Source organism: Vitreimonas sp. (assembly GCF_035627415.1).
In the GTDB taxonomy this organism is placed as follows: Bacteria; Pseudomonadota; Alphaproteobacteria; order Caulobacterales; family Aquidulcibacteraceae; genus Vitreimonas.
Genome location: NZ_DASPLU010000038.1, coordinates 93,220 through 106,864, shown reverse-complemented (window position 1 = coordinate 106,864; position 13,645 = coordinate 93,220). Strand labels below are relative to the sequence as shown.

The following is a 13,645-nucleotide window of genomic DNA, read 5'->3' as shown; positions in this document are numbered from 1 at the left end:
GCAGCGTCAGCGCGCCGTCGAGGCGCGGGCGACTGCGAGCGGCGCCTTGGCCGGATCGGCCGGCGCCGCAGGTTCGGCGGCCCTTAGCACGCTCTCGAGTTTCGCCCGCACCGCCGCGATGCGGCGCGCGCTGGCGATCTGGCCCCCACCCTCCTGCTCCTGCACATAGAACACGTCCGAAGCACGCTCGCCGTACGTGTCGATATGCGCGCTGACGATCGAGACCTGCGCCTCAGCGCACACGCGCGCAAGCTCGGCCAGGAGACCCAGGCGATCGCGGCCCGACGCCTCGATGACGGTCGCTCCGGGCGTGATGTCGTTGTCGAGCCGCACCCAAGGCTCGATCGCGAACGCGGCGTTGCGGCGCGACGCCGGCTTGGCCGCAGGCGGGGGATGATCCGCCACTGCCGCATCTTTCAAACGCGCGATCAGCGCTTCCAACGCGTACGTGTCGTGCGCGCCGAACGGGCGATGGTCCGCGGTTTGAATCGAGAATACGTCGAACGCCGCCCCGTCCCTCGTCGTATGGACGTGCGCCCAGGCGATATCCGCGCCACTGGCGGAGATCGCGGAGGCGAGGCTTGCAAACAAGCCGGGCCGATCTTGCGCGTAGATCAGCACTTCGGTCACGCCCTGCACTTCGCGTATGCGGGTGGCGACATGCGGAATTGCTTGCGCGCTGCGCGCGCGCATGATTTCGAGCGCGTGCCAGCGCAGCGCGTCGGCGTCGTGGTTGAGCCAGTAGCCGTCCTCCAGCGCCTCGAGCCAGCCTTGCAGCACTTCCGCGCGCGCGCCGCCGATGCCGGAGATCAGCTCCTGCTTGGCGGCGGCGGCGATCTCGGCCATGTGGCCGCGTACGCCGTCTTCGTCGGAGCGGCCGCCGTGCAGCGCCGCCTCGGTGAGGCGATAGAGGTCGCGCAGCAGCTGGCCCTTCCAATCATTCCACACTGTGGGCCCGACGGCGCGGATGTCCGCCACGGTGAGGACGAGCAGCAGACGCAGGCGCTCGACATTGCCGACCACCTTGGCGAACTGCGCGACGGTGCGCGGATCGCCGATATCGCGCTTCTGCGCGAAATCGCTCATCACCAGGTGGTGGCGCACCAGCCAGCCGACGAGATCGACCTCTTCCTGCGGCAGTCCCAAGCGCTCGCATGCCGCGCGCGCGGATTTCTCGCCTTCGATCTGCTGATCGCCCTCGCCCTTGCCGGTGTCGTGCAGCAGCATGGCGAGATAGAGCGCGCGCCGGTTGATAATCTTGGAGAAGATCTCCGTCGACAGCGGATGCCGATCCTTGTGCCGGCCGTGCTCGATTTCCGCCATCGCATCGATGGCGCGCAGCGTATGCTCGTCCACCGTGTAATGGTGATACATATTGAACTGCATCTGCGCGACGATGCGGCCGAACTCGGGCAGAAATTTTCCGAGCACGCCGGCTTCGTTCATCAGCCGAAGCGCCGCCCCGGGGCGGCGCTTCGATGTCGCCACTTCGAGGAACGATGCGCGCGCGACCGGATTCTTGCGCCAGGCCGGGCCGGTCATGCGCGCGCGGCGGCCGGCTTCGCCGAACGCCGCCGGATGGATGTCAAGGTCGCGCTTCTCGGCGATCTCGAACAGTCGCAAGATGTTGGCGGGCTCGTCAAACACCGCGGGGGAGTCGATGTTGAGACGCCCGGCATCGATATGGAAGCCCGGCTCGATCGGCGCCGGCCGCTTGCGCGACGAAGGCAGCAGACGCTGCAGCCCGCGCGGCGATTGCTTGGCGTCGTCGGCCTCGAGCTGCGCGCATAGAACCCGCGTCAGCGCGCCGACTTCCTTCGCCACCAGGAAATAGCGCTTCATGAAGCGCTCGACTCCGCTCTGATTGGCGCGTCCTCCGTAGCCGAGGCGCTTGGCCAACTCCGGCTGCAGATCGAACGTCAGCCGCTCCTCGGCCCGGCCGGTGACGAAATGCAGATGACAGCGAACGGTCCAGAGGAATTCGAGCGCGCGCCGGAAGGCGAACCGCTCCTCTTCAGTGAACACGCCCGCCTCGACGTAATCGCGCGGGCGCAAGAAGCCGTAGCGATGGCGCGCCATCCAGAACAGCGTGTGCAGGTCGCGCAGCCCGCCCTTCCCTTCCTTGATGTTCGGCTCGACCATGTAGCGCGAGGAGCCTACGCGCGCGTGGCGTTCGTCCCGCTCCGCGAGCTTGGCGGCGATGAAGCCAGCATGATTACGCTCGGCCACTTCCTTGCGGAAGCGGGTCTGCAGCTCTTCTGAAAGCGAAACGTCGCCGGCTACGCGGCGCGATTCCAGCAGCGCGGTCTGGATCGTGTGGTCCTCGCGCGCGAGCTTCAGGCACTCGTCGACATTGCGCGACGAGTGGCCGACCTTCAGCCCCATGTCCCAGAGCATGTAGAGCATGTACTCGGTGACGCTTTCGGTGAACGGCGTCGGCTTGTAGGCGCGCAGGAACAGGAGATCGAGGTCGGACGAGGGCGCAAGTTCGCCGCGGCCATAGCCGCCGACGGCCATCACCGCGAAGCGCTCGCCGGCGGTGGGATTGCGGGCGCGGAAGACGTGCGTCGTGGTGTAGTCGTAAAGCGCGCTCACCACCTCGTCGGCGACGGCGCTGAGCAGCCGCGCCACCGAGAGGCCGTCCTCGCCCGCCTCCAATCGCTCCTTGGCGATCATCCGGCCCCGAAACAAAGCGCCGTGCAGCAGCTTGCGCACCGTGCCGCGAGCGCCCTCGCCTTCCGACTGATAGGCGGCGCTGAGCTGGGTGCGCAGATGCAGACCGTCGACGACGTCCTCGATGCGGGCAGGCTTCAGCCGGGCTGTCATGTCACGGATATTTCGTCATTCTGGGGATAAGGCGCCACAGCGAGAGGCACATGAGGTGACTTCTTCGTAAAACAGCACACGCAAACTTGCCTCAATTCGCGGGCACAGCCAAAGCTAGTCCCAGGACATGGGCGGGAGACCTCCTCGATGCGCAAAGGCGGCGGCAAGACGATTCGGCTGAACCCGGTCGATCAAGAGCATCAGGTGCATGACCACCCCGCTCGCGCCAACCTTGAAGCGCTGATGGACCAGAAGCTGTTCTTCCAGCGCATCAAAAGCGAGCGCGCTTCGGCTTATTGGTTCGCCGCTTCGCTTTGGGGCGTTTCGGGCTTGGTCCTGGGCGCCCTGTTGGGAGTGTTCCTCTCCGTCCTGGTGCAGACCGGCACGACGCCGCTCATTCGTGACAACATTATTTCCGGTGCGGCGATGGACGAGGCACGCGACACCGTGAACAGTCGGCCCCCGATGCTGACCGATCCGGCCGAACAGCCAGCGCAAGAGCCGCAGCAGCCCTAGGCTTTAATCCTCTGATTTCAGGGTCTTGAGCCGATAGAGCGCGTCCAGCGCCTGCTTCGGCGTGAGATTGTCCGGATTGATCTCGCCGAGCGCCGCTTCAAGCGGCGAGAGCGCGGTTTCGGCGATCACGGTCGCAAACAGCGGCAGCTCATCCACGATCTCTACACGCGCCGCCCCGCCGGTCGCCTCGAGCCGCGCGAGCACAGTGCGTGCGCGCTCGACTGCGCTGCGCGGCAAGCCGGCGAGCTTCGCGACCTGGATGCCGTAGGACCGGTCCGCCGGGCCAGGCGCCACCTGGTGCAGGAACACGAGGTCGCCCTTCCACTCCTTGGCGCGCAGGTGCGCGTTGGCGCCGGCCTCCAGCTTCTCCGCCAGCCTCGTGAGCTCGTGATAGTGCGTCGCGAACACGGCGCGGCAGCGGTTGGCTTCGTGCAGGTGTTCCGCCACCGCCCAGGCGATGGCGAGTCCGTCGAACGTCGCGGTTCCTCGGCCGATCTCATCCAGCACGACGAGGGCGCGCGCGCTGGCCTGGTTCAGGATCGCCGCGGTCTCGACCATCTCGGTCATGAAAGTGGAGCGTCCACGGGCGAGATCGTCGGAAGCGCCGACACGGGCGAACACGCGATCGACGACGCCGAGCCGCAGCTTGCGCGCCGGCACGAACGAGCCGGACTGCGCCAACACCGCCAGCAGCGCGAGCTGACGCAAATAGGTGCTCTTGCCGGCCATGTTCGGGCCGGTGACCACCATGAGGCGCGGCCCGGATTTCCCGTCCGCATCGAGGCGCGCGTCATTGGGGGTGAAGCCCTGCCCTTCGCGGCGCACGCCGGCTTCGACCACAGGATGGCGCGCGGCTTCAGCCAACAGCGCTGTGGTGTCATCGATCTCGGGCCGTGTCGCCTGCGCTTCTTCGGCCCACTCCGCCAGCGCGGCCGACACATCCAGCACCGCCAGCGCTTCGGCGGCGGCGCGGATCGCCGTCTCGTTGGCGGCCGCGCGCGCGGCGAAGTCCTTGAACAGCGTGAGCTCGCGCGCCAGCGCCGCCTCGCCGGCGCGCGATATCTTCGCGTCGAGCTCCGCGAGCTCGGTCGTCGTGAACCGCACCGATCCGGCGTTGGTCTGGCGATGGATGAAGCGCGCGTTGAGCGGCGGCGCCATCAGCGTTTCGGCCTGCTTCGCCGTCGCATCGATATGATAGCCGAGCACGTTGTTGTGCTTGAGCTTGAGGCCCGGGATTCCGGCCTCTTCGGCGTAGCGCGCCTGCAGCGCGGCGATCACCTTGCGGCTGTCGTCACGCAGCGCCCGCGCTTCATCGAGCGCCGCATCACAGTTCGGCGCTATGAAGCCGCCGTCTCGGGCCAGCAACGGCAGGTCGGGCGCCAGCGCCCGCTCCAACGCTTGCGCCAAGAACGCGCTGTCCGGATGCGAACTCAGCGCTAGCGCCGCGCAGGCACAGGCGATTTCAGCGGGCGCTTCGTCGCCCGCGCCGAGGAGACGCGCCGCGGCGCGTTCGCCGGCCTGCAAGCCGTCACGGAGATGCGCCAAGTCGCGCGGGCCGCCACGGCCAAGCGCCAACCGCGTCAGCGCGCGCGCCAGATCGCCGGCTGCACGGAGCTCCTCGCGCACGCCCGCGCGCCGCTCGCGCGCGCCCAGAAAGAACTGCACCGCGTCTAGCCGCGCGCCGATCGCGGCGACGTCCGTCAGCGGCCGCGCAAGCCGTTCGGCGAGCAGCCGTCCGCCCGCCGCTGTGACGGTGCGGTCGACGCATGCGAGCAGCGAGCCGTCGCGGCCGCCGCGGACGGAGCGGTCAATCTCGAGCGCCGCCCGCGTCGCCGCGTCGATCGCCATGAAGGCGCGCTCGGCGTTGCGCCGCGGCGGCATCAGGCGCGGCGCGGCGCCAGCCTGGGTGAGTTCGACATAATCGAGCAGCAGACCCATCGCCGAGAGTTCGGCTGCGCCGAACTCTCCGAACGCGTCGAGCGCCGCGACTTCGAACGCGGCCTTGATCCGCCGCGCCGCCGTTTTCGCATCGGCCTTCACGCTTGGCCGCGGCGTGAGCGCTGCGCCGATGAGACGCGCGGCCTCCTGCACCTTGTCCGCGTCGGCGTCGGCTGCCAGCACTTCCGCCGGCGCGAGCGCAGCAATCTCGCCTTCGAGCTCCGTCAGCTTCACCGCGCGTGTCTCGAACGCGCCGGTCGACACATCCGCCCAGGCGATCGCCGCCGCGTCGCCGTCGAACGCGACCGCCGCCAGCCGATTGGCGGCGCGCGCGTCCAGCAGCCCCTCTTCCGTCAGCGTGCCGGGCGTGACGACACGGACCACGCCGCGCTGCACGATCGATTTCGAGCCGCGCTTCTTCGCTTCGGCCGGATCTTCCAGCTGCTCGCAGATCGCCACCTTGAAGCCGGCGCGGATCAGTTTGGAGAGATAGTTCTCCGCCTGGTGCCACGGCACGCCGGCCATCGGGATCGGCTCGCCGCCGTGCTGGCCGCGTTTGGTCAAGGTGATGCCGATCGCGCCGGCGGCCTGCTCCGCATCCTCGAAGAACAGCTCGTAGAAATCGCCCATGCGGAAGAAGACGAGCGCGTCCGGATGCTCGGCCTTGGCGGCGAGGTATTGCGCCATGAAAGGGCTCGCCTTCACCGGCGCCGGATGGGAGGAATCGGCCACCGGCCAGCTTTAGCGGCTCGAAGGCCGGACTTCCATTGACCGGCGGACTCGCGCGGTTAGGGTGCGCGCCGACAAGCGGACCGCACTACCCCATGCCCGACAGCACGAAGAAGAGTTTCACCGACGCCGAGGCGCTCGATTTTCACCGCTCGCCGACGCCCGGCAAGATTTCGATCACGCCGACCAAGCCGATGGCGACCCAGCGCGATCTTTCGCTCGCGTATTCCCCGGGCGTCGCCGCACCGGTCAAGGCGATCGCGGAGGATGCGGACCGCGCCTACGATTACACCGCCAAGGGCAATCTCGTCGCTGTCATCTCCAACGGCACCGCCATTCTGGGACTCGGCAATCTCGGCGCCATGGCCTCGAAGCCGGTGATGGAAGGCAAGAGCGTCCTGTTCAAGCGCTTCGCCGACGTCGACTCGATCGACATCGAAGTGACGACGCAGGAGGTCGAGGAATTCATCACGACGGTTCGCAACATCGGCCCGACCTTCGGCGGCATCAATCTTGAAGACATCAAGAGCCCCGAGTGCTTCGTCATCGAGAGCCGGCTGCGCGACGAGCTCGACATTCCGGTGTTTCACGACGACCAGCACGGCACCGCGATCATCGCCGCCGCCGGCCTGCTCAACGCCTGCGAACTGACTGGGCGCAAGCTGGAGGAGATCAAGGTCGTCGTCAGCGGCGCCGGCGCCGCCGGCCTCTCCTGCATCGGACTGATCAAGCACATGGGCGTGCCGCACGAGAACGTCATCGTTTGCGACCGCGAAGGCGTCGTCTATCGCGGCCGTCCGACCGGCATGGACCAGTTCAAGGCCGCGCACGCCGTCGACACCAAAGCGCGCACGCTTGCAGAGGCCATGAAAGGCGCGGACGTGTTCATGGGCCTTTCCGTCGCCGGGGCGGTGACGAAGGACATGGTGAAGTCGATGGCCAAGCAGCCGATCGTCTTCGCCATGGCCAATCCCGATCCGGAGATCACGCCAGAAGAGGTGCACGAGGCGCGCAAGGACGCCATCGTCGCCACCGGCCGCTCCGACTATCCCAACCAGGTCAACAACGTTCTCGGCTTTCCCTACATCTTCCGCGGCGCGCTCGACGTGCGCGCGCGCACGATCAATGAAGAGATGAAAATCGCCGCCGCGCGCGCGCTGGCGCATCTTGCCAAGCAAGACGTGCCGGACGAAGTCGCCGCCGCCTATCACGGCCGGCGGCCGAAGTTCGGACCGGACTACATCATCCCCGCCCCGTTCGATCCTCGGCTCATCTCCGAAATCCCGCCCTTCGTGGCGCAAGCGGCGATGGACACCGGCGTCGCCCGCCGGCCGATCACCGACATGCAGGCCTACAAGCACGCGCTGGCGCAGCGGCTCGATCCGACCGCCGCGCTCATGCAGCGTGTGCAGACCGTGGTGCGCCGCAAGCCCAAATGCATTGTTTTCGCCGAGGGCGAAGAGTCCGCGGTGATCCGCGCCGCCTACGCGTTCCGCGAACTCGGGCTCGGCAATGCCGTGCTGGTGGGCCGCGAGGAGCTGGTCCGCGCCAACATGGCCCAGCTCGGCGTGCCCGCGCATGCGGAGCTGCGTATCGAGAACGCGCGCCTCTCCGAGCACAACGCCGAATACACGGACTTTCTCTACGGCCGGCTGCAGCGCTTCGGCTTCCTCTATCGCGACGCGCAGCGTCTGGTGAACCAGGACCGCAACGTCTTCGCCGCCTGCATGGTCGCCTGCGGCCACGCCGACGGCATGGTGAGCGGCGTGACGCGCAACTACGCCACTGTGCTCGACGACGTGCTGAAGGCGATCGATCCTGCGCGCGGCGAGCGCGTCATGGGCATGTCGATCGTGCTTATGAAGGGCCGCACGCTTTTCATCAGCGACACTTCGGTGGCGGAGTTTCCCAATCCGCCGGAGTTGGCGCAGATCACACTGCAATCGGCGGCGATGGCGCGCCAATTCGGCGCAACGCCTCGCGTTGCCCTACTCTCCCACTCCACCTTCGGCAATCCGAAGATGGAGCGCTCGGAGAAGATCCGCGACGCCGTGTCGATCCTCGACCGGCGCGAGGAGATCGATTTCGAGTACGAAGGCGAGATGAACGTCGACGTCGCGCTGCACGCGAACATGCGCGAGCTCTATCCGTTCTCGCGCCTGTCGGAGCCGGCCAACGTGCTGGTGATGCCGGCGCTGCACTCCTCCTCGATCGCCACCAGCCTGCTCGCCACCGCCGGCGGCGCGACCGTGATCGGCCCGGTGCTGACCGGCTTGTCGAAACCGATCCAGATCGCCCCGCTCGGCGGCGCTGTGTCTGACATCGTGACGTTCGCGACCTTGGCCGCGTTCCAGGCGGCGGAGGCGAAGGGCGAGGCCAAGCCGGCTTAAGCCGGCGCGGGATTCTCTTCCTTCTTCGTCGGCGGCGGCGCCTTGCGCATGATCAGCAACGCCAGCACAAGCGCCGCCACGCCGATGATTGCCGAGTAGATGAAGAAGGTCATGTAGCCGACCGCGAAGGCCTGCATCGGCACGCCGCGTGAAGCGGACACCGCGGCGAACGCTTCTGGCGACATGCCTGTGAACCAGGAGCGCAGCCAATTCATCTGCCCCGCCGTCGCGCCGGCGATCGCGCCTTCGACGATACGGCCCGAGATCGCCGCGAGTATCTTCCCCGGCAGTGCGTAGAGTGAAGAAAACAGCGCGTACTGGGTCGCGGTAAAGCCGAGGCTGGTCAGGCTCGACATGTAAGCGATGAGCGCGGTGCCTGCGATGCCGGCGGAGATATTGTCGACGGCGATGCAAAGGTAGAGCCCCGGCAGCCACGGCCCAGTGAACGTCAGCAGGCCGAACGCGACGTTCGACAAAGGCTGGAGCACCGCACCGATGATCAGTGAGCGCATCAAGCCGAATCGCGCCACTGCCCAGCCGCCGAGCCCTACGCCCAGCATTGACATCAGCACGCCGAACAGTTTGCGCGCGCCAGCGATCTCGTCGAGCGTAAAGCCGACATCGACATAGAACGCCGTCATCAGGTTCAGCACGAAATCGGCGATGCGATAGACGCAGATCATCGCCAGGATCAGCGCGCCAGTGCCGCGATAGCGCTTGAAGAAGTCCTCCAGCGGCTCCTTCAATGTGCCGGCAAAGTACGCGCTCGGCCGCGACTTGATGAGCGGATAGGTCGCCAGGGCGACCACGCCCAATCCGAAGGCGACAGCGATCACCTGCCAGATGGCGCCCCACGGCTTGCTGGCCCACAGCTCGGCGAAGCCTGGCGTAGCGTCAGCGAGACCTACCCACGGAAACATGAAGCTGATCGGCTCGGGTTTGCCCGAAAGGCCCGCGCCGATGAAGCAGGCGCCGAACGCCATCAGCGCAATCCGCGCCGCCCACTCGAGCGCTTCCATCCAGATTGGCGTCGTCGCCGGCGGCAGCGGCTTCGGCTCGACGCTGTTCTCGCGCGGCGCCAGCAGCACCCCAAGCACGCCAACCGCCATGACGATCGCCATGCTGGAATAAGCAGCGGTCCAACCAATACGCGAGGCGAGGAACAGCGGCGCCGCGCCGGAGACGACGACCGCTAGCCGGTAACCCCACTGGTACGCGGCCGCCATCACGCCCTGACGTTCGACGGCGGCGACCTCGATGCGCCAGGCATCGATGGCAATGTCCTGCGTCGCGCCGAACAGCGCCGTGATCGCCGCAAGCACGGCAACCACGCCAATGATGCTGATGTTTGGATCGGGCTGCACCGCGCCTTCGACGCTGCCGGCGACTGCGGCAGATACCGGCGGCATGTTCGCTGCAATAGCCCAGATGCCAATGACAATGCCGATTTGCGCCAGCAGCATCCAAGCCCGGCGTTTGCCGAACAGCTGATGGAAAATCGGCACCCGCACGCGATCGACCACCGGCGCCCAGAGGAACTTGATCGCGTATGTGATCGTCACCAAGCTGAACAGAGTGATCACATCGAGCGGAATCTTCGCCTGCCGCATCCACGCTGAAATCGTGTCATAGATGAGCAGGTTCGGCAGACCCGCGGCAAAGCCGAGCATCAGCATGATCAGCGCGCGGCGCTCGAAGAAGACCGAGATAGCGTCCCAAGTGGAGCGTTTCGGCTCCGCGGCTGCTTCCGACATCGAGGTTCCTCCGCGGCCCTATTCTTCCGCGAACGTGGCGGGGTTCGGGCGGCCGGTAAAGCGGGCTGCGACCGCGAGCAGCCGGCCGGCGTCAATCGGCTTGGTGACGAAGTCGTCCATGCCTGCCCGGCGCGCCTGTACGCGTTCCGCCTCGCCCGCATCGGCCGTCAGCGCCACGATCGGCGCGGCCGCCGACCGCCCTCCTCCCGCGCGGATGCGCTGCGCCGCGGCGAGGCCGTCGAGCCGCGGCATGCGGATATCAAGCAAGATGAGATCGAACGCCGCGGCGGCCGCGGCGGCCACCGCCTCCTCGCCGTCGCGCACGTCGGTGACGACACAGCCGGCGCGCGAAAGCAACGTGCGGGCGAGCAGCGCGTTGATCGGGTTGTCCTCGGCCAGCAGCACGCGCAGCCCCGTGAGCGCGAGCGGCGCCGCGTCCGCCTGCTGCACGTGCGCCAGCGTCTTGCCGTCTGCCTCCCCGAGCGCGACCTTGATGCGCTCGGCCAAAGAGCGGCGGCGCACCGGCTTCAGCGTGTAGTGTTCAAGGCCGGCGGCGCGGCAGCGTTCGATCGTCTCGCGCTCCTCCTGCGCGATCAGCGCGATCACGGCGCGGGCGCTGCGCTTCAGCGCGTCGATCTCCTCGCCGTCGACATCGTCGCGCCAATCGAACAAGAGGAGGTCGGGCCTGTCCTCGCGCTCCACGTTCTGTGCGCCGAGCGAAGCCAGCGAACCGCGCAGCGCCTGCGCCAGCAGCTGCGAGCGGCTGAGCACGCAGGCGCGCACGCCGGTGAGCGACGGCGGCGGGCTCGGCGCGTCTTCGGCAGGCGGCAGCGGCAGCTCGACCCAGAAGCTGGCGCCGAAGCCCGGACGCGAGACGAGGCCGACCTCGCCGCCCATCGCATGCGCCAGCTTCTTGACGATGGCGAGCCCGAGCCCCGTGCCGCCGTGGCGGCGCGCGACGCCGGCGTCGGCCTGCGCGAACTCTTCGAAGATCAGCGCCTGCTTCTCGGGCGCGACGCCCGGGCCGGTGTCGCGCACGTTGAAGCGCAAGCGCCCGTTCGGCCGCTGCGCCAGTTCGATCGTGACGCCGCCCTGCTCGGTGAACTTCACCGCGTTGCCGGCAAGATTGAACAGGATCTGCCGCAAGCGGCCGTCATCGCCGATGACGCGCGCCGGCGCCTCGCCGCGAATGGTCACGGCGATCTCGAGGCCCTTATCGTGCGCCTTCGGCGACAGGAGTTCGGCGACGTCCTGCATCGTCGCCTCGGGATCGAACGGCGCCGATTCCAGCACCACGCGGCCCGCTTCGAGCCGCGAGTAGTCGAGAATCTCGGTGATGATGTCGAGCAGCAATTCGCCCGATTGCTTGATGGCGCCGACATAGGTCTTCGCGTTCGGCGCCAGCTCGCCGAGATCGAGCAGGTTGGCCATCCCAAGGATGCCGTTGAGCGGCGTGCGCAATTCGTGCGTCAGCGTGGCGAACAGAGTGGTCTTGGCGCGCAGCGCGTCTTCCGCCGCTTCGACGTGGCGGGTGATGTCGCGGGCGATGGCGAGGCGCGCGCCGTCCGGCAGCACGCGTTCGGCCCATTCGAAGCGGCGCCCGTCCGGCGCGGGCGCTTCGAAGCGGCGCTCGCCCTTGACGAATTCGGGCGCTTGCACCCTGCCCCAGGGCGGGCGCTGCGGCCCAATCCAATGCCGGAATGTATCGCGGAACGGCGCATTGGCGCGCAGAAGCGCGCCATCCGCCGCAAGCAGCGCGACCGGGTCGGGCATTGCTTCGAACGCATCGAACGCATAGGCGGCGGCTGGCTGAGCCATGCCTCCGATAAGCGGCGCGGCGGGTTAAGAAACCTTAGCGAATGCGCCTTGCTCGGCGCCGGCCCACTGACGTTTCAAGCTGAGCGCCTCGGCGACATGGATGCGGCGCACGGCGTCCGAGCCGTCGAGGTCGGCGATGGTGCGCGCGACTTTCAAGGTGCGGTGGTAGGCGCGCGCCGAGAGGGCCAGCGATTCCGCCGCTTTCGCCAGCAGCGCCGCGCCTGGCGCATCGGGCGCGGCGACGCGCTCCAGATCTTCGAGCGCAAGCGTCGCATTGAGCCCTGCTTCGCGCGCGGTTTGCGCTTCACGGGCGCGGCCGACGCGCGCGGCCGCTTCCGCCGTGCCTTCGATCGGCGGCGGCAACGCCAAGTCGGCGGCCGTTACCGGCGGCACGTCGAGCTGGATGTCGATCCGATCGAGCAGCGGACCGGAGAGCCGCGCCTGATAGTCGATCGCGCAGCGTCCGCGCCGGCAGACGCCCGCGCCCGAGCCGCCGCCGCAGCGGCACGGATTCATCGCCGCCGCGAGGAGAATGCGCGCCGGATAGGTGACGTGATGATTGGCGCGCGCGATCAGCACCTGCCCCGACTCCAGCGGCTGGCGCAGCGCATCGAGCGCTTGTTGCGAAAATTCCGGCAGCTCGTCCAGAAACAGCACGCCCTGGTGCGCGAGGCTGATCTCGCCCGGTTTCGCCCGCAGCCCGCCGCCGACAAGCGCCGCCATCGAGGCCGAATGGTGCGGCGCGCGAAACGGACGCGTGCGCGTCAGCCGACCGCGCTCCAGCAGCCCCGCCACCGAATGCAGCATCGACACTTCGAGCAATTCTTCCGACGACAAAGGCGGCAGCAATCCCGGCAAGCGCTGCGCCAGCATCGACTTGCCGGCGCCCGGCGGGCCGACGAACAGAATATTGTGCGCGCCCGCCGCCGCGATTTCGAGCGCGCGCTTGGCCTGCTCCTGCCCGCGCACGTCGCGCAGGTCCGGCACGCTCGCGCCGGCGATGAGATCGCCGCGCTCGGGCGGCTTTAGCGCCGCGCCGCCGCGAAAGTGATTGACTAGCGACAGCAGCGACGGCGCGGCGATCACTTCGCCGCCGGCCCACGCCGCTTCGGCGCCGCACGCTTCGGGACAGATGAACGCCGCGCCCATGCCGTGCGCCGCCATCGCCGCGGGCAGCGCGCCTGGCGCCGGCGCCAGCGCGCCGTCGAGCCCGACTTCGCCGAAACAGACGACGCCATCCAACGCGTCGTGCGGCAGCGCGCCGATCGCCGCCATCGTCGCGAGCGCGATCGGCAGATCGTAGTGCGTCCCCTCTTTCGGCATGTCGGCGGGCGCGAGATTGATGACGAGCCGCCCCGCCGGAATGGCGAGGCCGATCGAGGCGAACGCGGCGCGCACCCGTTCGCGTGCTTCGGAGACGGCTTTATCCCCAAGCCCGACGATGACGATGCCGTGGGTCCCCGGCGCGAGTTGGACTTGGACCTCGATCCGGCGCGCTTCGAGTCCCGCGAACGCGACCGTGGCCACATTGGCGCATGTCTGCATGGCTGCCGCCCTTATCCACAGACGGAAGCTGATATCGTACAGATGTAGAACGAATGCGCAACAGAAAAAGAACGGAACGCCCGCCGCGCTACGTTACTCGCAAACTTACCCCCAGGCGGGCGGACGCGC

At 68.0% G+C, this 13,645-nt stretch carries 7 protein-coding genes; 2 read left to right on the top strand and 5 right to left on the bottom strand.

Annotated features, from left to right (window positions below):
- Positions 1–6: 6 nt before the first annotated feature.
- Positions 7–2,826: a [protein-PII] uridylyltransferase gene (locus VEA80_RS19220; RefSeq protein WP_325062411.1), complete on the bottom strand. Its 2,820-nt coding sequence runs from the start codon at positions 2,824–2,826 to the stop codon at positions 7–9.
- 147 nt (positions 2,827–2,973) lie between these two features.
- Here VEA80_RS19220 and VEA80_RS19215 point away from each other — a divergent pair, with 147 nt between their 5' ends.
- Positions 2,974–3,342: a hypothetical protein gene (locus VEA80_RS19215; RefSeq protein WP_325062410.1), complete on the top strand. Its 369-nt coding sequence runs from the start codon at positions 2,974–2,976 to the stop codon at positions 3,340–3,342.
- Between the two features lie 3 nt (positions 3,343–3,345).
- On the opposite strand, the gene mutS is transcribed toward VEA80_RS19215, so the two are convergent.
- On the bottom strand, positions 3,346–5,967 hold the full coding sequence (mutS, locus tag VEA80_RS19210; RefSeq protein ID WP_349257290.1) for a DNA mismatch repair protein MutS: 2,622 nt from the start codon (positions 5,965–5,967) through the stop codon (positions 3,346–3,348).
- 137 nt (positions 5,968–6,104) lie between these two features.
- Between mutS and VEA80_RS19205 the strand changes: the two genes are divergently transcribed.
- Positions 6,105–8,399 (top strand): NADP-dependent malic enzyme, encoded by a 2,295-nt coding sequence (locus VEA80_RS19205; protein ID WP_325062408.1) that lies wholly within the window; start codon positions 6,105–6,107, stop codon positions 8,397–8,399.
- Here VEA80_RS19205 and VEA80_RS19200 read toward each other — a convergent pair.
- The 3 genes from VEA80_RS19200 to VEA80_RS19190 are packed head-to-tail and all read right to left on the bottom strand — an operon-like array spanning position 8,396 to position 13,516.
- Positions 8,396–10,153 carry an AmpG family muropeptide MFS transporter gene (locus VEA80_RS19200; RefSeq protein WP_325062407.1) on the bottom strand — a complete coding sequence of 586 codons (1,758 nt, stop codon included), beginning with the start codon at positions 10,151–10,153 and terminating at the stop codon, positions 8,396–8,398. The two genes, VEA80_RS19205 and VEA80_RS19200, sit on opposite strands and share 4 nt — an antisense overlap.
- An 18-nt stretch (positions 10,154–10,171) precedes the next feature.
- The gene (locus VEA80_RS19195) at positions 10,172–11,971 is read right to left on the bottom strand and encodes a response regulator (RefSeq protein WP_325062406.1); all 1,800 of its coding nucleotides are present in this window, start codon (positions 11,969–11,971) and stop codon (positions 10,172–10,174) included.
- A 24-nt stretch (positions 11,972–11,995) separates the two neighbouring features.
- Positions 11,996–13,516: a YifB family Mg chelatase-like AAA ATPase gene (locus VEA80_RS19190; RefSeq protein ID WP_325062405.1), complete on the bottom strand. Its 1,521-nt coding sequence runs from the start codon at positions 13,514–13,516 to the stop codon at positions 11,996–11,998.
- Positions 13,517–13,645: the final 129 nt, after the last annotated feature.